The organism is Pseudomonas indica NBRC 103045 (assembly GCF_002091635.1).
GTDB lineage: Bacteria > Pseudomonadota > Gammaproteobacteria > Pseudomonadales > Pseudomonadaceae > Pseudomonas_M > Pseudomonas_M indica.
The window spans coordinates 1-18,242 of sequence record NZ_BDAC01000029.1 but is presented as its reverse complement, the minus strand read 5'-3'; the positions used below and the strand labels follow the sequence as shown (position 1 = coordinate 18,242).

Here is an 18,242-nt window from a genome sequence, read left to right as displayed (position 1 = left end):
ATGAAGAGAATTTCAGATTATACAGAGTCGGATTTCATTGCCTTCATGAAAGAAATCTTCATCGAGAACGAAGCGGAGACAGACGACAGGCTGGATATTCTATTAGATGAGTTTAGAAAACTAACCGAGCATCCGGCTGGAACAGATTTGATCTATTACGCTGAGTCTGATGCGGACTGTACGCCAGAAAGAATTACTCTGATAGTTAAAGAGTGGCGAGCGGCTAACGGACTACCTGGCTTCAAGGAGTAGTCACAAGTGCATGCGGCGGACTTGTCCGACCATTGCCCGTTACTAAGTGCGAACCTTTCTGGCTAGCAAGGCTCCGCAATAGTATGACTGCGTACGTATACATGGCTGGATGTGCCATCTTGCTAGTTTGAGTCAGGAAATCATACTCGGCTTCACCAAAAAGGATAGTGGTCATGGATTTTCTGAGAAAACACAGTCTTGAGGACTTTACGGAATCTGACTTTGTCGAGTTTTTAAAAGAAATATCGCGGCAAGATGAGTCCGACACGGATGAGCGTGCAGATCAACTACTAGAACACTTTATAGTAATAACGGGCCATCCTGTTGGTAGCGACTTGATTTATTGGCCGGAGCCTGGGGCCGACAATTCGGCCGAAGGAATCACTAGAACAGTCAAAGAGTGGCGGGCGGCTAACGGGTTGCCTGGCTTCAAGAAGTAGTCACAGGGGCATGGGGCGGACTTGTCCGCCCCATGCACGTTATTAAGTACGAACCTTTTCTGGCTGGCAAGGCTCCGCAATAGTATGGGCTGCGCACGTATACATGGCTGGATGTATCCCCTTGCTGGCATGAGTCAGGCTTGCAACGGCTCCGCCAGCAAAGGTTGATACTACCCAGGCGATGATGGTTAGAATTTTAAAAGGCTTTATGCTTATTGATGCTATAGAAGAGTTGGAACTGCGTTGACGTAATTTCCACATACCTCTCACTGTCAAATTTTGTTGTTTTGATGGCTCTTTAATATTATTTGACGTGAGGGAATTATGAGAATCAGGAGTAGTCATTTCGACGCAATCGCAAGTTTTGTGGAAAATACCACGGCACAAAAACAGTCGCAGAAAGCGGCTGCGACACTTCACAAAACGGCCACATCCACCGCTTCCCAGGCAGGACATGAAATAGCGGCTTCCACTGCAGAGTCTTCGAAAGGTCAGTCCGGTAATGGCCAAAGTCCCGGTTTTCGCGGGATGAAGTATGCGGCATACCTGGCGGGACTAGCCTATGTTTATGACAAAGCGGCCAATAAGTTCTTCCTGTCTACAACATCCCTGCATGATGGGAAAGGCGGGTTCACCAGCGATGAAAGGCTGAACAAAGCCAAGAAAGAAGCCCAAGGGTATTACCAGCGCTACCATGGCGGTAACCAGGATGGGCAGAAATCAACTGGCCGGCTCTTGGATTCGCTTCGGTTCTGTGGGGATAACCGGTTCGCATCCATGGTTGACTATCGTGCGGCGACCAATGTGCATCTTGCTAATCTCCTTGATACCAAGGAGGCGCATGAGTCGATGCATACGAATATCAAGTGTCTGAAAGGAGAGCTGGCCAATAAGGAGGTTGTGGAGAAGCTCAAGCCAGAAAAGGTTCCTTTGGATTTTGATCTGACGAAGACGGCGGCATATGAAAAGAAGAACAAGTATTCGCTGACCGGCGTTCCGAACGATGAAACAGGCTCTACTGGATACACTTCACGATCGGTCACAACGCCATTTGTAGAAAAAGGCTTGAAGCATTTCCTCGAAGCCACCCAAAGCGAAAGGGCGCTGACACCCAGGCAATGCATGGAGTCCCTTGAAGACTTGCTTCGCAAAGACGGAAAGTTCAACGCCGAAGCCCAGTTCGCCGCGGGTCAGGCTCTTTTGATTTTCAGACAGGTTTATGCCGGCCCCGACAGTTGGGGGGATGCGGAAGGTGTGGTACTGGCGGACCACTTTGCGCGAGGCAGGGTGACTCAAGCGGAGACCGATAGAATCGAATTCAGTCGACCATTCTTCAAGGATGATTTGGACAAGGGCATATTCAAGAGAAATACCAGCGTCGCCGGACCGCTATTGAATAGTGCTTATATCTACATGCAGGAGAAAGTTTTCAAGCGAGATCCTGAAACGATAGCGGACCTCAAGCACAAAGCGATGGCGGATTTGCAAAACCTGCCGATATCCCATGTCAAGGTCAACGAAAACGGCACGGGCTTTGAGGACTGCTCGGGTCTAGGCGACTCGTTTACGGCTCTCAACGCCACTTCCTGCGTCAATCACGCACGCATCATGAGCGGTGAAAAGCCCCTGTCCAAGGATGACGTGGCGGTGCTCATTGGAAGCCTGAATGCCGTATATGACAATGCAAGCGGAATCCGGCATACCCTCCGAGAAATCGCACGAGGCTGCTTTGTCGGTGCTGGTTTTACCATTGAAGACGGCGACGAGTTCTATAAACAGGTATGTAAAAACGCTGCGGAGGAATTCTACGGCGGCAAACATATGAGCTGATCTGAGGGGATTTGCCAGGCGCCTATAAACGGAACCGGGAGATACGCTCCCCGGTTCCGGTTGGGCCGAGGCGTTTATTGCGGTCGTCGATTTCGTGCTTTTCCATGCCTGACGATTCCTGGGGCACGTTCCCTTCAGGCGTGCCGATTCATTGCGAATTTCCGGATGGCTAGTTGGCTTGGGAGGCTTCGTGGCTAGGGGCCACTTGGCCGTTGTCGGGATCGACTTCGCCTTTCCATAGCCACAATTCGTACTGTGGGAAGGCCTTCAAAAGCGCTTCCATATCCTCGACGCGGGCCTTCACTTCCTTGTTGGTCGCTACGGTCTGCCAGCGGCGGCGCTCTATAGTTGTCACACTGGCCAACTTTGTAGCGCCTATGTAGCGAACCAGCGATCTAAGACGCTCTTCAATCATTCCAAAAAGCTCTAATCGAGGCAGACAAATTATTTGCCTGACAAAATATTTGTCATTAGCATCGAGCGCAGACAAATTATTTGTCTTTACGCCATTGGTATGCATTGCCACGAATAGTGACGGAACGAGCATGGAACTGGAAGAGCTGGAACCTTCTAAGCTGGCGGGTTCGCATCAGGATGTGGAAACCATTGCGCAGTGGGCGCAGCGCAATGGGGTGTCTTTCGATACGGCGCGGGGGTGGGTGTACCGGGGCGTGCTGCCTTCGGTGAAGCTCGGCAAGCTGCGCATGGTGAATACGGCCTTGCTGCGTCGCTGGCTGCTGGAGCAGGGGTGGACGGATGAACGCTGAAAGCCTATCGCCGTTCCCGCGCTCTGCTCGCCGCGAATTGAAGCTGCTCTGCCTGGTGGAGCAGGCGCCGGAAGGGGGTATTCGTTGCTTGCCCATCCATACCTGCTTTCTCCCGGACATCCCTTGGGCGGCGGTGCCACGCAAATGGTCGCGGACGCTGCCCGCTGGCTTCATCCTGCGCGACGCCCGCGCCACCGCACCGAGCCCAGCGGCCTTGGCGCGCTGCCGGCGCCAGCACTTGGTTGAGATGCGAGGCCGGCAGGGGCGGAACTTCCTGTGGAAACCCCTGCTCGTCGCGGCTCGCTGGGGCTTCCTGGGGCGAACGGCTTCGGTGTGTGCCAGCGAAGAGCTGTCGGACGGTTAGCACACTCATGCGCTCCGCCTCACCGAGGTCGGTGCCGGGAGAAGAGGAGGGGAGCGGCTTAACTGGCCGGGCCGACAACTGCAAGCAGCGGAGCGGGGAATACTCGCCCTATGTGGCTCAATATTCCGGTGCAGTCCGGTAGAAAATTAACCCGCTGCAGCCTCAGCCGGCATTGTTGCCGTTGTGCGAGCCGGCGGCTTCGGGCATGTGGAGCGAAGTCCGTCGATATGTTCCATCAGGCCATCAGGGATGTTTTGCCACATGGGGTCAAGGATGAAGTCAATCCCCTCCCGACGTGCCATTTTCGCCGCCGGAACAAAGTCCGCGTCACCGGCAATCAGAACGATCTGATCTACCTGCTTCTTGAAGGAAAGAGAGGCTACATCCACACCAATGCGCATATCGACACCTTTCTGCTTGGTGTCGATCTTTACATCGGTTTCCGTGAGGTCTGCAATTTGTATCTCGCCTTTGAGCAACTGCTTGATCTTTTCAGGCTTGATTGTCCAAGACACATCGCCGGACAGATGACCTAGGCGAAGCGCCAGCTTCCTTTTTGCCCTGAGTCTGCGGTGCAGTTCTTCCCTGAAAACGGCCTCGTCAGACTTAGAGAAATCTACCGCTTTCCCGGAAACTGGGTTGTGGTACTTCTTGAGTAGTGGCGGGCAATCGTAAAAGAAGATTCGATAGAGTTCTCGCCGTTTCCCAGTGCCCTGGCCATTTCCTCCTGGCCGGCCGATTGGAAACAAATGCGCGGTGGCCCAGCGATGAACGAGATCAGCTGCCCGCTCAGCGTTATAGGCATTGGCCGGCTCAATCTTTCGGAACCGCTTGATGAAAAAAGCACCATCCACCAGGATCGCCGTTGGCATTTCACCGCTCCAGAAAGCATAACGCCCAAGGGGTCGGCGCGTCCTGGATAGGGTGGACGGCTTACTGCCTTGGGCGGGATGCGGCGAAGGTTAGTGTGGGTAGTTGCTACGGTCAAGTGGCGGCATAAGGACAATTACTATTCTGGGAGCTATTTCTGGTACTGCCTTGGGCTCATCTGCACCGGGCTGCGCAGGGTTAGCACGCTCATGCGCTCCGCCTCACCGGGGCCGGTTCAAGAACCGGAGACGCGGGCAGGGCGGCCCTCACGTCAGCCGATCGTCTTGGCCATTTCCGCGGTGGCGGTCCAACCCAACGCCGCATACACCGGCTTGCCGGCCTCGGTGGCGTGGAGCACGGCGAAGCTGACGCCGCGCTGCGCGAACTCGGCTTCCGCCAGTTTCATCAATGCCGAAGCCAGGCCCCGACGCCGGTAGGCGGGTTCGACGAAAACATTCAGCACATAGCCGCGCTGGTCCAGGTTCGGATGGGCGGGGTGCGGAGGCCAGTCGATACTCATGAGCCCTATCGCCGCGACGGGCTGTGCCTCGTCCATCAGGGCAAATCCGTAATAACGCCCGTCGTCCAGACGCGGCCGCAACCAGGGGCGGAAGTGCTCGGTCATCACCCGCAACGCCGCTGGATCGCCCCCCGCTTCGAGAAACATCGCCTCGCGATGCACACAGATCATCTGGAGGTCATCCGGCCCCAGCCGGCGTGCCGTCAAACCTGAAAAGTCGATTTCACCGGGAATCTCATTCATCGCCTGCACCTGCTCGGAGTGGTCGATGCTAGAACCGGGGCGGGGTGGCTGATAGGTGCAGATCGAAGGGAAATGCGCCATACAGCGCTGCGTTAGGGCGCTGTACGTTGCGGCTCGAAGAGAAGGGGCGAGGCCCGACTCTGCTGGATAACGGCAGTTGAATCAGACGCTATCTGGCCAGAATCAGGCCATACGCATAACGCACAAAACCCGCACTACCTTAGTGGCGACTGTTCACTCCGAGGCACCCGCGCTCGCTGCCCGCAGCCCAACGAGATTCGGCATGCGGTTGCGGATCAGCTCGGCGAACAGGCGCAGCTTGGCGGGGTAGCTGCGCGCGTGAGGGTAGATCAGGTAGACCGGCAGGGGCGCTGCCTGCCATTGCGGTATCAGCTGGATCAAGCGGCCCTCCTCGATATCGCGAGCGACTATCCAGGCCGAGCTGACGCACGCGCCGAGCCCTGCGAGCGCGGCGCTGCGCAGGGCGTAGAGGCTGTCGGTGCTCATCCGGGGCTGGATTGCAAAGCGATGGGAGCGATCATCCCTCAGGCAGGTCAGCACGACCTCGTCGGTGTAGTAGGTGCGTAGCGCCAGCCAGGGCAAGCGCTGGAGCTGTTCGGTCGAAGCGGGCAGCGGCGTGCTGCCCAGTAGCTCCGGCGCCGCAACCACGATCCGGGGCACCTCGCCGAGGCGGATGGCAACCACCGAAGGGTCTTCGATGACCCCGACCTGGATCGCGCAATCGATCCCCTCGGCGGTGAAATCGGGCCGGCGATCATGCAGCGTCCATTCCACGCTCACGTTTGGATACCGGCGCAGATACTCCCCCAACGGGGCGATCAACTGGTCCTGCCCGAAGGCATGCGGTACCTGAACGCGGAGCGTGCCGCGAGGGTCTTCGCGAGCGCCGATCAGCTCATCCTCCATCTCCATCCAGCTTTCCAGCACCTGTCTGGCATAGGAGTAGCAGCGCTCGCCATCGCCGGTTAGCTGCATGCCGTGGGTCGTTCGGTTGAGCAGTTGCAGGCCAAGCGACCGCTCCAGCGCTTGCAGGCGGCGGCTGACGGTGGGTTGTGTGGTGTTCAGTTGCGCGGCCGCAGCCGAAAGGCTGCCGGCATCGACGATGCGGACGAAGGTGCGCAGCAGTTCAATGCGATCGAGGCCGGAAAGGGTGGGTTCGTTCATACGCCATCTGCATAACAGATTTGCCTGCGAGGCTACTACAGCGCCTTTCAATACGCGATGAGAATGGCAGCCTCGTTCAGATCAAGATGGAATCCCGCTATGACCACCTCAGCACATGTGTCCCCCGCGCTTGAACGGAGCGCATCCGCACTCTCGCGAGGGCTCATTCTTCTTTTGGCTACGGGCACTGGCCTCAGCGTTGCGACGCTCTACTACAGCCAGCCGATGCTGGGTGTGCTTGGCGCCGATATCCAGGCGGGCGAGCGTGCGGTAGGGATGGTTCCGATGCTGACGCAGCTTGGCTATGCCCTGGGTATCCTGCTGCTGGCTCCGCTGGGGGATCGCTACGACCGGCGTCGGATCATTCTGGCGAAGGCTTGCATGCTCATGCTGGCCTTGCTGTTTAGCAGCATCGCCCCGGGCGTAGGCGCCTTGCTCGTCGCCAGTCTCATGATCGGCCTCGCCGCCACGATGGCCCAGGACATCGTTCCGGCTGCCGCGACCATGGCGGCGGAGACGCAACGCGGGACCGTCGTTGGAACGGTGATGACGGGCTTGCTGCTCGGCATTCTGCTGTCGCGGGTCATGAGCGGTTTGATTGCCGATCAATTTGGCTGGCGTGCGGTATACGGGGTGGCGGCTGTCTCCATTGCGCTGTTCGGCATCGGTGCCTGGCGCGGGTTGCCGCGTTTCGCGCCCACCACGTCGCTGGGCTATGGCGCGCTGCTCGGGTCGATGCTGAAACTCTGGTCACGGCATCCGGCCCTGCGCCGCGCAGCGGTATCCCAGGGCTTGTTGTCCGTGGCATTCAGTGCGTTCTGGTCGACGCTTGCGGTGATGCTCCATGCCCATTTCGGCTTGGGTAGCGCTGCGGCTGGCGCGTTCGGGCTGGCCGGCGCCGCGGGTGCCCTGGCGGCTCCGTTAGCGGGCAGACTCGCCGATCGTAGCGGACCCGAGCGTGTGACCCGCCTCGGCGCGGCATTGGCTGTGGCCTCGTTCGCCGTCCTGGGCCTGGCTGACACCGTTCCCCTTGGGGCTCAGCTGGGCCTCATCGTGGTGGCCGCCATTGGCTTCGACTTCGCCGTCCAGGCGACGCTGGTCGCGCACCAAACCATCATATACGGCATCGACCCGCCCGCTCGCAGTCGCTTGAATGCAGTGCTGTTCACCGGCGTATTCATTGGCATGGCAACCGGTGCCGGGCTAGGGAGCGCGGCTTTGGCTCAGTGGGGCTGGAGCGGGGTGGTGGTGCTGGCAATCGTTGCGTCCTTCGGCGCGCTGGTTATGCGGCTGATGCCGGATTCCAGGAGGTGATGGACTTACGGGCTGGATAGGCTGGGTCAGATGATTTGGGCGAGGGGGCGAGCGTTCATAGGGATTGTGGGTAGCAGCTCTGGGAGAGCTGTGGAGTGGGGGCGTTCGGCCGAATGGAGAAAAGTCGGTCTTGGCCGAAGCTGCCCTTCCAGAACTCACCTTCCAAGCGTTCGTGGCATTCAATCTTCGGTCAGTAGCTAGGGGGAGCCCGAAGAAAGCGCTTTCGAAAAGCAGCGGGTGAAATGCCGACACGCTGGCGAAACAGGCGCCGGAACGAGTTGCTGTCCTCATAACCCACGCGGCTGGTGATCTCATCGAAGCCCAAACGCGTGGTTTCCAGCAATTGCTTGGCCTTTTCCAGGCGCAACGCCTGAAGGTAGGCCAGTGGGGCGTAACCGGTGGCATCCTTGAAGCGCCGCTTGAAATTGCGCACACCGAAACCGAAGGCTGCAGCCAGCTCGTCGATACCGCAAGGGGTGACGAAGTTTGTTTCCATCCAGTCTTGCACGCGTAACACCGCCTCGTCGCTGTGGCCACGGGGCATCGACCAGCTGATATAGACGGACTGTTCGTTGCGCACGCTGTCGATCAGCAGGTACCGGCTACATTGCTGCGCCAGTTCACGTGAGGCGAACCGGCGAATCAAGTGCAACAGCAGATCCATGGCCGCACTTGCGCCGGCGCTGCTGATCAGGCGTCCGTCCTCACAGAGAATGCGTCGCTCATCCAGACGGACCGTCGGGTAGCGGCGGCGGAAAAGGTCCGCAAAGGCCCAGTGGGTGGTGGCCTCGACACCGTCGAGCAAGTCGGCTTCGGCGAGCATGAAGGTAGCCGTGCACATCGACGCGATGGTCGCTCCCTGCTGATGCTGGCCGCGCAACCAGGCACAGTAGTGCTCAAAGGTCGGCAGGGCCTCGCGCAAGCTGAATAGAAAGCCGGGAATCAGTACCAGATCGGTTCGTTCCAGCGCATTGAGCGCTACGTCCACGGCCATACTGCGGCCCAAGGCATTGCCCACCGGCTGCCCATCCAATGACGCCACGCTCACACTAAAAGGCGGTGCGGTGGGTGCAGAGAAACGGTTTGCTGCATCCAATACTTCGAGTGCCAGCGCGGCAGTGGCCTGTGAACTGTATTCGGCCAATAGAAGCGTTATGTGCATGGCAAGCTATTGCGTAATCAGCATGTTAATAGTCATTTCTGCATCTACCTTACCGCAAATACTCCACCTAGACTGCTGCGCTCTTCATTTGTCAGGTGCTTGCCGTATGAATCTATGGTTTCGCCTTCTGGTGATGCTGTTACGCCGCCCTTGGCGCAGGCCTGTGCCTGGGCTGGCCACAACTGTGGTCCGCCTGCGAGTCTGGCCACTTGACCTGGATTTCAACCGGCACGTCACCAACGGTCGCTACTTCACCATGGCTGACGTCGGCCGTATGGATTATGTGCTGCGCAGCGGCGCTTTTCGCGTGGCGCTTAGACACCGTGCGCTACCCATCGTAGGCGACGTGTGGGGCAAGTTCCGTCGCGAGCTGAAGCTGTTCGAGAGTTTTGAAATTCACACGCGCATGCTCGGCTGGGACCACAAGTGGAGCTTTGTCGAGCACCGCTTCGTCAAGGACCAACGGGTAATCGCAGTGGTGGTCATGCGCGGTCTGTTCCGGGGGCCCAAGGGTACTGTTCCGCCTGCCGAATTTGCCCGTGAGCTTGGCCTGGAAGAACAGTCGCCGCCGCTGCCTCAATGGCTGTATGAGTGGTCGGCCAGCTGCGACGGCCTTAGCGCAAGCCTTCGCGAAGAAGAATATCTACAGATACAGCAGTAGGGTGATGTCGCAACATACGCAAAAAATCGTTCATGACAGCTCAACGATGTAGCCGAGCGTCGGCTGTTGTCATGAACTGATCGCTTCTGCCCGCTGCCGAATGCGGAGCTCGCCACCACACCCTCGATCCCCACGAGCACTTGGCAGAGCGCCGCATACACGTCCCTCTTACACCGTTGCCGTTTACGCCGAGCGAGGCTTTGAAATTGCCAGGCGGATCGGGGTTTCCCCCTAGGTGTTTCCCCGGGGGAGGCCTAGGGGGCCGCCCGATTTTCAGGTTGCGCGCTTATCGCTTGAATAGAGATGCGGGGTGAACCATCGGGTACTGCATATTTAAGTTGCGCAATGATGGCTAATAGCCACATATTTGATGCAGCAATTTCGGATCGTTGGGGCCTCGCGCGACTCGCTTCATGGATTCGATGTGATTGGAAACGCCTACGCCTTCGGTCGCGGACGACCGTCGAGTCGGCAAGATCCGAAGTCCTGTGCCAACCGGGGTTTCGGGCCTGCGGTTGATTGCGTTGTGCCGTAACGCGTCTGGGCGTCCTGGCCAGGCGTAAAGAACCACCCCTTCGAAGACCACTCCATGATCGAGCTGCCGCCCGCCAAGACCGTCCTAGCCCTGATGGTCGCTTTTTCCTTGACGGCTTGTGTACGTTTGAACCCCCAGCCACTGACCGAGCAGACCCTGAGCGAGCAAGGCGGCGCGGACCGTGTCGCGGCCCAGCAGGATGTCGAGCCGATCACCGGGCCGCTGACCCTGGAGCAGGTGATCGCCCGGGCGCTCAAGTACAACCTGGATCGTCGCGCCCGCATGCTGGAGGAGGCCCTGGCGTTCCAGCAGTTCGATGCGTCCCGCTACGACATGCTTCCGAAGCTGCTGGCGCAGGCGGGCTATACATCGCGCAACAACGACAAGATCAGCCAGAGCCGCAATTCGGACGATGGCACGCTCTCCGAATCCCGTTTCATCTCCCAGGAGCGGGACCACACGGTCAGTTCCCTGAGCCTGAGCTGGAACATGCTCGACCTCGGTGTCGGTTATTTCGGTTCGCGGCAGCAGGCCGACCGGGCGCTGATCGCTGGCGAGAAGCGGCGCAAGGCGATGCACCTGCTGATGCAGGACGTACGCACTGCCTTCTGGCGCGCGGTCAGCGCGCAAAAGCTCGAAGCGGAGGTGCGCGCCACTACCCTGGTTGCCGAAGAGGCCCTGGCCGACGCCCATCAGGCGGAGACCGAGCGCCTGCGCAACCCGCTCGACTCCTTGCGCTACCAGCGCCAGGTGCTGGAGAACCTGCGCCTGCTCGAAGCCATCGAGCAGGAGTTGTCCACCGCGCAGACGGAACTCGCCGCGCTGATCAACGCGCCTATCGGCCAGCCCATCGCCCTGGTCGAGCCTGACTTCGATCTTGATCGCCAAGCCTTGGCGGTGCCGGTTGCGACCATGGAGGAGGTAGCCATGGTGGCCAATGCCGACATCCGCGAGCAGCATTACAACGCACGCATCGCGCGCGACGAGACGCGCAAGACGCTGACGCGCCTCTTCCCCAGCCTCAATTTCAGCTACGGGGTCAACTACGACACCGATAGCTACCTGGTGAACCGCCAGTGGAACGAGACCGGGGTCCAGCTCTCGTTCAACCTGTTCAATCTGCTCACCGGTCCCGCCCAGCTCAAACTGGCCGAGGCGGGCGTCGCCCTGGCCGACCAGCGCCGGGTCTCGATGCAGATGGCGGTGATGGCGCAAGTGCACTTGGCGCGGCAGCAGTTGATCAACGCGCAGCACCAGTTCCAGCGGGCCGATTCGATCTGGCAGGTGGACCGCCGCATCAGCGAGCACATGAGCAACCGCGAAGCGACCCAAGTGCAGAGCAAGCTGGACCGGGTGGCCAACCAGACCACCGCGATCCTCAGCCTGCTCCGGCGCTACCAGGCCCTGGCCCAGGCGCAGACCGCCGAGGCCCGCTTGCAGGCGACCCTGGGCGTGGAGCCGAAGATCGGTAGCGTCGGCGAGATGTCGCTGGACGACCTGACCCAGACGTTGGCGTCCAGCCGGAACGGTTGGCAATTGCTGGCCGCTCGCGCCCGCAAGGATGCGAGCCTATGAAACGCTTGACGCTCTGTTTGCTGGCCGCGCTGGGCTCCGGCGCTGTCCAGGCCCTGGCTGTGGATGTCGCTCCGGCCCGCGCCGGTATCGAACGGCAGGAGATTCGTGCCCAACTGCTGCCGCGTCAGTTCACCACCCTGGCGGCGGAGATCGGCGCCAAGGTCAACAAGCTGCCGATCCCCGAAGGCGGTGCGTTCAAGGCCGGCCAGGCGCTGGTCAGCTTCGATTGCAGCGTCCAGCAGGCCATGTTGCAGAAGGCCCGCGCCGAGCTGAATGCCGCGGAGGCCACCGACAAGGCCAACCGGCGCCTGGCCGAGCTGAATTCGGTCGGCCAGTTGGAGGTCGACCTGGGCCGCGCCGGCCGGCAGAAGGCGGTGGCCGAGGTCGGTGCCCAGCAGGCGGTGCTCGCCAAGTGCAGCATCACCGCGCCGTTCGCCGGCCGGGTCGCCGAGCAGAAGGTTCGCGAGCAGCAGTACGTGCAGCCCGGCCAACCGCTGCTGGACATCCTCGACGACAGCGTGCTCGAACTCGAATTCCTGGTGCCCTCGGCCTGGCTCGTCTGGCTGCGCCCGGGGCAGGCCTTCGATGTCGAGATCGACGAGACCGGCCAGCGTTATCCGGCGCGCTTCGAGCGCATCGGCGCACGGGTCGATCCGGTCAGCCAATCGGTGAAGGTGGCTGCCGCTATCGACGGGCGTTTTCCCGAGTTGATGGCCGGTATGAGCGGCCGCGTCCGGGTCTCGCCGCCCTCGCCCTGACCAAACCCAGAACCGCAGGCTGCGGCCTGCGCCCGAACCCGCTGCGCATCGAGGTCCGAGATGGCCGATCAGCCGAAAACTCCCTCCGCATCCACCCGTCTGGTGCGCGGTCGCCCTCGGCCGTTGGCCCTGGAGCAGCGCTTTGTCTTCGATGGGGCGGCGGCCGATGCGGTGGATACCGTGGCCAGCCAACCGGTGGCCGATCCGGCTGCGTCGGACGCTGCCGAAAGCTCGGCCGCCGTGGCAATCGAGCATGCCGCGCCGGCCGAGCGCCAGCCGGTGACGGCCGAGCAGCCGGACCTGTTCAGGCCGGACGGCGACCATCCGGGCTTGGCCGAAGCGACGGCGAGCGCAGCCGAGCAGATCCGCCAGTTCCTGGCCCAGGCCAGCGACGCGCAGCTTTTCGAGCTGTTCAAGGGCGAGCAGAGCACCCCAAGCGAGCAGTGGCGCGCGGAACTCGCGCGACTGCGCACTTCGATTGCAGACGGAACGCTGGAGATCGGCGTCTCCCTGCTGGACAACGCCCAGATCAAGGGCGCCATGGCGGCCTATGCCGCGGAGGGGCCGGACGGTGCGCCGGTGATCTTCCTCAACCGCGACTGGCTTGCCGTGCTGGATACGCAGCAGGTGTCGCGCCTGCTGATCGAGGAATACGGCCATCACCTCGACAATCTGCTGAACCAGGGTGGCGATACCGCCGGCGACGAGGGGCAGCGCTTTGCCGCCGAGGTCAGCGGCATCGACACCGGCACACCCGGTTTCGCTGTGGATAACGACCATGCCACCCTGCAGTTCGATGGCGAATCGGTCTCCGTGGAGTTCGCCACGCTGACCTTCAGCAACGCCTACGAAGTGAACACGGCGACCACCCCGGCGGGCAAGGAAGCCAACAACCACGATTTCGTCTTCACTTCGCTCGGCCAGGTGACCGTCAACGATGCCACCAACAGCCGCTTCTTCAGCGGCAACGACGTCTCGGCCACCGCCGTGACCATCGGCTCCACCACTTACTACGGCTGGATCAGCCGGCCGATCAAGAGCGGCGGTGTGGTGCGCGGCTTCTATTTCTGGACCGATGCGGATTTCACCTCGCTGGCCCTGGCCCAGTCCGATGGCAACCAGGATGGCGACAGCAACGTCGCGGATAACCGCGGCTTCCTGCTGGTGGTCGACCAGGCCTGGTTCGACAGCCTGGGCTGGAAGAGCCAGGTATCGAACCTGAAGAACGTCGGTTCGTCGTCCGACCGTGTCGATGCGGCGCTCAACGCCTTGGTCGGCCCGCTGGTGGCGCCGGTGGCCGTCGCCGACACCGCCAACGGTACGGCCGGCACCTCGGGCGGCGCGGCGGTCGAGGCTGGTGGCAGCCAGAACGGCACGGCCGGCAGCGCGGCAATCGGCAACGTGCTCGGCAACGACACCTCGGCCGACACCAAGCAGGTGACGGCGGTCGGCACCGGTTCCGCCAGCCAGGCCGTGAACACCGCGACCACCTCGGCCAACGGCACCGTGGTGGTCGGCCTCTACGGCACGCTGACCCTGGGGGCGGACGGCAGCTACCGCTACGTGGTGAACGACGCCAACCCGCAGGTCGAAGCCCTGCGCAGCGCCAGCGACACCCTGGTCGACACCTTCACCTACCGCATGACCGATGCCTCGGGCATGACGTCCACCACCACGCTCAAGGTGACTATCCGCGGTGCCAACGATGCCCCGCTGGCGAGCGACGACTACAGCACCGCCAAGGAATCCCTGCGCACCGACTCCACCGCCTATAACGGCAGCGATCCGCTGGGGTCCCAGGCCGTGGGCAATGTGTTGACCAACGATGTGGACGTGGATCGGTACGGGGAAACCAAGACGGTCGTCATCATCAGCATCGAAGGGGGAGCCACCGGCAACACCGGCGGTACCACCACCTTCAACACCACCCTCGACAGCAACGACGCCAACTCGATCTCCATCGGCGCCGCCGTGTACCGCCTCAACGGCGACGGCACCCGCACGCAACTGTTTTCCAACGGCTCGCCGGTGACGGTGGCGAGCAAGACCGGCAGCGGCAGCACCATCGGCTTCACCTTTTCCGATGCCAGCGCGCTCTCCGGTATTACCCGCTTCAGCGTAATGAAGGGCAACGGCACCTTCGTCGACGGCACCATCAACTCGACCACCGTCAGCAGCTCCACCACGCTGGCCCTGTCCGGCATGACGGGCAACGTCGCGGTCGGCATGACGGTCTACGGCACCGGGCTCGCCACCGCGCCGACGATCACGAGCATCAACTACGACAGCAACGGCCAGGTCACCTCGGTCGTGCTCAGCGCCGCCGTGGCCTTGAACAACCAGGCGCTGACCTTCGGTAACAGCACGAGCGCCGGCGTCACGCTGGTCGGCCAGTACGGCAGCCTGCTGCTCAATGCCGATGGCAGCTATGTCTACACGCCGACTGCCAACAACCCGGCCCTGAGTGCGGGCCAGTCGGCCGTCGAGCGCTTCCAGTACCAGATGCGCGACGCCAGCGGAGTGACCAGCAGCGCCAGCCTCTACATCACCGTACTCGGCTCCGGGACCAACGACCCGAATGCCGTGGCCGACACGGCGCTCGCCACTGAGCAGGGCGGCACGGCCAACGGCACGCCCGGCGTGAACCCGACCGGCAACCTGCTGAGCAACGACACCACGCCGAGCGGCACCAACCAGATCGTCACGGCCCGCGCCTCGAGCAGCAGCGCCAGCACCACCATCGGGACCAATACCGAAATCATCGGGCTCTACGGCAAGCTGACCCTCAGCGCCAACGGCGCCTACACCTACGTGGTCGACAACAGCAACTCCACGGTCCAGGCGCTTCGGGACAGCTCCGCCACCCTGACCGACACCTTCGTCTACACCCTCGAGAATGGGCTGACCACCAACGGCGTCAGGCTGCGGGATTCCTCGACCTTCACCGTCACCATCCGCGGCGCGAACGATGCGCCGGTGGCGGTCGATACCAGCGCCGCCGCCGTGGAGGCCAGCGGCGTGAGCAACGGCGTGGCGGGCTACAACCCCAGCGGCAATGTGCTGACGCCCGTCACCGATGTCGACGACGTACTCAGCGAGCTGCGCGTGACCGCCGTGCGCCTCGGCGGGGTGGAGGGCAGTGGCAGTGCCGGTGTGGTGGGCTCCGCGTTGGCGGGCCTCTACGGCTCGCTGACCCTCGACGCCAGCGGCAACTGGACCTATGTGCTCGATAACAACAACTCCACGGTCCAGGCCCTGAACCCCGGCCAGACGCTGATCGAGCGCTTCAATTACACCGTGACCGACCGTTCCGGCAGCGGGCTGTCTGACATCGCCGTCCTGACGATCACTATCGAAGGCGCCGTCGACACCGTTGCGGTCAACAGCGTGTTCGTCAACGAGGCTTCGCCCTATGCCGTGTTCACCGTGAGCGGCAGTGCGGGAGTCGCCGTCAGCCTGGCGCTGAGCGATTCGGACGGCCTGCCGGCGAGCGATACCCGCGCCAGCCTGTCGGGTGGCGGCGCGGACATCGGCACCACGCTGGAATACTTCAATGGCAGCGCCTGGGTGAGCTATACCCCCGACAGCTCGGTGGTCATCCCCAGCGGCGACAAACTGCTGGTGCGGGTAGCCGTCAACCAGGACAACATCCACGAAGGCAACGAGTCCTTCACGCTGATCGCCACCACCGGCAACGGGGACCGCAGTATCGGGGTGGGCACCATCAACGACGAAGGTGAAGGCGACGTCTACCTTCCCGGCAACACCACCGGCACGCCGGACGCATCCGGTAGCAACGGCTACCCGACGCTGGATGACCACCGCCCGACCCTCAGTGTGTCCAACGTCTCCGTCACCGAAGGGGATTACGCCGAGTTCGTCGTCAGCCTCGACAAGCCGTCCACCACGGCGATCGGCTTCAGCCCGGTCCTGGTCAGCGGCACCGCCAACATTGCCATCGACACCGGGACGACCGCGCAGTTGGAGCGTTTCGACGGCAATGGCTGGGTCGTGGTGAACGGTCCGGTCAGCATCGCTCCCGGCGAGCTGTCCGTACGCCTGCGCATCGCCACGGTGGATGACAGTTTCGTCGAGCCGGACGAGACCTTCAGCCTGCGCACTGGGCCGGTATCCGGCACCGTAACCAACCTGGCTGGCGCCGAAGGCGTTGCGACCCTGCAGGACAATGATGTGGCGGCCCCTTCGAACCACGCGCCGGTGGCCGTCGACGACAATCTCGGTGCCACCGAGGACACGCCCGTTACCTACAGTGCCGCCCAACTGATCGGCAATGACGGCGATATCGACGGCGACTCGCTGAGCATCGCCTCGGTCACCAGCGGCACGGGCGGAACCGCTGTGCTCAACCAGGACGGCACGGTGACCTTCACCCCGGCGCCGGACTTCAACGGCGTGGCGACCTTCACCTACACGGTCACCGACGGCAACCTGGTGTCGAACACCGCCACCGTGACCATCGTCGTCGCCGCGGTGAACGATCCCGCGGTAATCGGCGGCACCGATACCGGAGCCGTGACCGAAGACCTCGACGTCGATGGCCAGGGCTACCTGACCATCGGCGGCGCGTTGACCATTTCCGATCCGGATACCGGCGAGGCCAGCTTCCAAGGCAGCGTCACGCCGTCAGCCGGCGCCCTCGGTACCCTGACCATCGCCCCGGATGGCACCTGGGCCTACAGTGTGCCGAATGCCTTGGTGCAATACCTCAAGGCCGGAGAGACCAAGGTCGAGACCTTCACCGTGCAATCGGTGGACGGCACCCAGCAAACGGTCACCGTGACCATCCTTGGCGTGAACGATGCGGCGGTGATTGGCGGCAGCGATACCGGTAGCGTCACCGAGGACCTCGACGTCGATAGCCAGGGCGACCTGATCACGGGTGGTGTGCTGACCATTGCCGATCCGGATACCGGTGAAGGCAGCTTTCAAGGCAGCGTCACGCCGTCCGCAGGCGCTCTCGGCACCCTGACCATCGCCGCGGATGGCACCTGGATCTACAGCGTACCCAACGCGCTGGTGCAGTACCTCAAGGCTGGCGAAACCAAGGTCGAAACTTTCACCGTGACCACGCTGGACGGCACGCAGCAGACGGTCACCGTGACCATTCACGGCGTGAACGATGCGGCGGTGATCGGCGGCAACGATACCGGCAGCGTGATCGAGGACCTGAACGTCGATGGCCAGGGCAATCTCACCACCGGCGGCTCGCTGACCATCACCGATCCCGACACCGACGAGACCAGCTTCTATAGCCTCGCCACGCCGTCCGCCGGCGCCCTTGGCACGCTCTCCATCGACTCCAATGGCACCTGGAGCTACAGCGTGCCGAACGCCTTGGTGCAGTACCTCAAGGCGGGTGAAACAAAGGTCGAGACTTTTACGGTGCAATCGGTGGACGGCACCCAACACACAATCACCGTGACCATCCTCGGCGTGAACGATGAGGCTGTGATTGGCGGTACCGATAGCGGTAGCGTGACCGAAGATCTCGATGTCGATGGTCAGGGCGATCTGACCACCGGCGGCGTGCTGACCATCGCTGACCCGGACACCGGCGAAGGCAGCTTCCAAGGCAGCGTCACGCCGTCCGCAGGTGCCCTTGGCACCCTGACCATTGCTCCGAACGGGACTTGGACTTACAGCGTGCCCAACGCGCAGGTGCAGTACCTCAAGGCCGGTGAGACTAAGGTCGAGACCTTCACCGTGAGCACGCTGGACGGTACCCAACACACAATCACCGTGACC

15 protein-coding genes are annotated in these 18,242 nt (G+C 61.7%); 10 read left to right on the top strand and 5 right to left on the bottom strand.

Translation table 11 applies throughout. The annotated features are described in order from the left end of the window. From PIN01S_RS23585 to xopAG, 3 genes are all read left to right on the top strand, one after another. Positions 1 to 252 carry a bacteriocin immunity protein gene (locus PIN01S_RS23585; RefSeq protein WP_084339359.1) on the top strand — a complete coding sequence of 84 codons (252 nt, stop codon included), beginning with the start codon at positions 1 to 3 and terminating at the stop codon, positions 250 to 252. 173 nt (positions 253 to 425) lie between these two features. Continuing rightward, positions 426 to 692: a bacteriocin immunity protein gene (locus tag PIN01S_RS23580; protein ID WP_084339358.1), complete on the top strand. Its 267-nt coding sequence runs from the start codon at positions 426 to 428 to the stop codon at positions 690 to 692. 324 nt (positions 693 to 1,016) lie between these two features. After that, positions 1,017 to 2,522 (top strand): XopAG/AvrGf1 family type III secretion system effector, encoded by a 1,506-nt coding sequence (gene xopAG, locus PIN01S_RS23575; protein ID WP_084339357.1) that lies wholly within the window; start codon positions 1,017 to 1,019, stop codon positions 2,520 to 2,522. 169 nt (positions 2,523 to 2,691) lie between these two features. Here the strand turns inward: xopAG and PIN01S_RS23570 are convergent, their stop codons facing one another. Then, positions 2,692 to 3,012 carry a DNA-binding protein gene (locus tag PIN01S_RS23570; RefSeq protein ID WP_244505985.1) on the bottom strand — a complete coding sequence of 107 codons (321 nt, stop codon included), beginning with the start codon at positions 3,010 to 3,012 and terminating at the stop codon, positions 2,692 to 2,694. Between the two features lie 55 nt (positions 3,013 to 3,067). Between PIN01S_RS23570 and PIN01S_RS23565 the strand changes: the two genes are divergently transcribed. Both PIN01S_RS23565 and PIN01S_RS23560 read left to right on the top strand, forming a co-directional pair. Beyond that, positions 3,068 to 3,289, top strand: a complete 222-nt coding sequence (locus PIN01S_RS23565; RefSeq protein ID WP_084339355.1) for a helix-turn-helix domain-containing protein — start codon at positions 3,068 to 3,070, stop codon at positions 3,287 to 3,289. Further along, positions 3,279 to 3,653, top strand: coding sequence for a hypothetical protein (locus PIN01S_RS23560; RefSeq protein ID WP_084339354.1), 375 nt, complete (start codon positions 3,279 to 3,281; stop codon positions 3,651 to 3,653). The genes PIN01S_RS23565 and PIN01S_RS23560 overlap by 11 nt, the downstream gene beginning before the upstream one ends. A 146-nt stretch (positions 3,654 to 3,799) precedes the next feature. Here PIN01S_RS23560 and PIN01S_RS23555 read toward each other — a convergent pair whose 3' ends face one another. The 3 genes from PIN01S_RS23555 to PIN01S_RS23545 all read right to left on the bottom strand — a co-directional run bounded on the left by PIN01S_RS23555 (position 3,800) and on the right by PIN01S_RS23545 (position 6,471). Continuing rightward, on the bottom strand, positions 3,800 to 4,525 hold the full coding sequence (locus PIN01S_RS23555; RefSeq protein WP_084339353.1) for an NYN domain-containing protein: 726 nt from the start codon (positions 4,523 to 4,525) through the stop codon (positions 3,800 to 3,802). A gap of 269 nt (positions 4,526 to 4,794) precedes the next feature. Beyond that, entirely contained in the window at positions 4,795 to 5,286 is a 492-nt protein-coding gene (locus tag PIN01S_RS23550; protein WP_084339352.1) for a GNAT family N-acetyltransferase, read from the bottom strand. Positions 5,287 to 5,520: 234 nt separating this feature from the next. Continuing rightward, complete coding sequence (locus tag PIN01S_RS23545) at positions 5,521 to 6,471, bottom strand: LysR family transcriptional regulator (RefSeq protein WP_084339351.1); 951 nt, start codon at positions 6,469 to 6,471, stop codon at positions 5,521 to 5,523. 99 nt (positions 6,472 to 6,570) lie between these two features. On the opposite strand from PIN01S_RS23545, the gene PIN01S_RS23540 reads away from it, so the two are divergent. Beyond that, positions 6,571 to 7,785 carry an MFS transporter gene (locus tag PIN01S_RS23540; RefSeq protein ID WP_084339350.1) on the top strand — a complete coding sequence of 405 codons (1,215 nt, stop codon included), beginning with the start codon at positions 6,571 to 6,573 and terminating at the stop codon, positions 7,783 to 7,785. 190 nt (positions 7,786 to 7,975) lie between these two features. Here PIN01S_RS23540 and PIN01S_RS23535 read toward each other — a convergent pair whose 3' ends face one another. Further along, a complete protein-coding gene (locus tag PIN01S_RS23535; RefSeq protein WP_084339349.1) occupies positions 7,976 to 8,947 on the bottom strand; it encodes a GlxA family transcriptional regulator in 972 nt (323 codons plus the stop codon). A 106-nt stretch (positions 8,948 to 9,053) separates the two neighbouring features. Here PIN01S_RS23535 and PIN01S_RS23530 point away from each other — a divergent pair, with 106 nt between their 5' ends. The 4 genes from PIN01S_RS23530 to PIN01S_RS23515 form a co-directional block, all read left to right on the top strand. Further along, positions 9,054 to 9,608: a thioesterase family protein gene (locus PIN01S_RS23530; RefSeq protein WP_084339348.1), complete on the top strand. Its 555-nt coding sequence runs from the start codon at positions 9,054 to 9,056 to the stop codon at positions 9,606 to 9,608. Positions 9,609 to 10,197: 589 nt separating this feature from the next. Next, complete coding sequence (locus tag PIN01S_RS23525; RefSeq protein WP_084339347.1) at positions 10,198 to 11,718, top strand: TolC family protein; 1,521 nt, start codon at positions 10,198 to 10,200, stop codon at positions 11,716 to 11,718. Next, the gene (locus PIN01S_RS23520) at positions 11,715 to 12,476 is read left to right on the top strand and encodes an efflux RND transporter periplasmic adaptor subunit (RefSeq protein WP_084339346.1); all 762 of its coding nucleotides are present in this window, start codon (positions 11,715 to 11,717) and stop codon (positions 12,474 to 12,476) included. The genes PIN01S_RS23525 and PIN01S_RS23520 overlap by 4 nt, the downstream gene beginning before the upstream one ends. 60 nt (positions 12,477 to 12,536) lie before the next feature. Then, the coding region (locus tag PIN01S_RS23515) for a VCBS domain-containing protein (RefSeq protein WP_139809710.1) at positions 12,537 to 18,242 on the top strand (5,706 nt) is incomplete at its 3' end.

Coding starts and splice junctions, on each gene's coding strand:
- PIN01S_RS23565 (WP_084339355.1), top strand. CDS start 3,068: ATGGAACTGGAAGAGCTGGAACCTTCTAAGCTGGCGGGTTCGCATCAG.
- PIN01S_RS23550 (WP_084339352.1), bottom strand. CDS start 5,286: ATGAATGAGATTCCCGGTGAAATCGACTTTTCAGGTTTGACGGCACGC.
- PIN01S_RS23540 (WP_084339350.1), top strand. CDS start 6,571: ATGACCACCTCAGCACATGTGTCCCCCGCGCTTGAACGGAGCGCATCC.
- PIN01S_RS23555 (WP_084339353.1), bottom strand. CDS start 4,525: ATGCCAACGGCGATCCTGGTGGATGGTGCTTTTTTCATCAAGCGGTTC.
- PIN01S_RS23535 (WP_084339349.1), bottom strand. CDS start 8,947: ATGCACATAACGCTTCTATTGGCCGAATACAGTTCACAGGCCACTGCC.
- PIN01S_RS23545 (WP_084339351.1), bottom strand. CDS start 6,471: ATGAACGAACCCACCCTTTCCGGCCTCGATCGCATTGAACTGCTGCGC.
- PIN01S_RS23520 (WP_084339346.1), top strand. CDS start 11,715: ATGAAACGCTTGACGCTCTGTTTGCTGGCCGCGCTGGGCTCCGGCGCT.
- xopAG (WP_084339357.1), top strand. CDS start 1,017: ATGAGAATCAGGAGTAGTCATTTCGACGCAATCGCAAGTTTTGTGGAA.
- PIN01S_RS23585 (WP_084339359.1), top strand. CDS start 1: ATGAAGAGAATTTCAGATTATACAGAGTCGGATTTCATTGCCTTCATG.
- PIN01S_RS23525 (WP_084339347.1), top strand. CDS start 10,198: ATGATCGAGCTGCCGCCCGCCAAGACCGTCCTAGCCCTGATGGTCGCT.
- PIN01S_RS23530 (WP_084339348.1), top strand. CDS start 9,054: ATGAATCTATGGTTTCGCCTTCTGGTGATGCTGTTACGCCGCCCTTGG.
- PIN01S_RS23580 (WP_084339358.1), top strand. CDS start 426: ATGGATTTTCTGAGAAAACACAGTCTTGAGGACTTTACGGAATCTGAC.
- PIN01S_RS23560 (WP_084339354.1), top strand. CDS start 3,279: ATGAACGCTGAAAGCCTATCGCCGTTCCCGCGCTCTGCTCGCCGCGAA.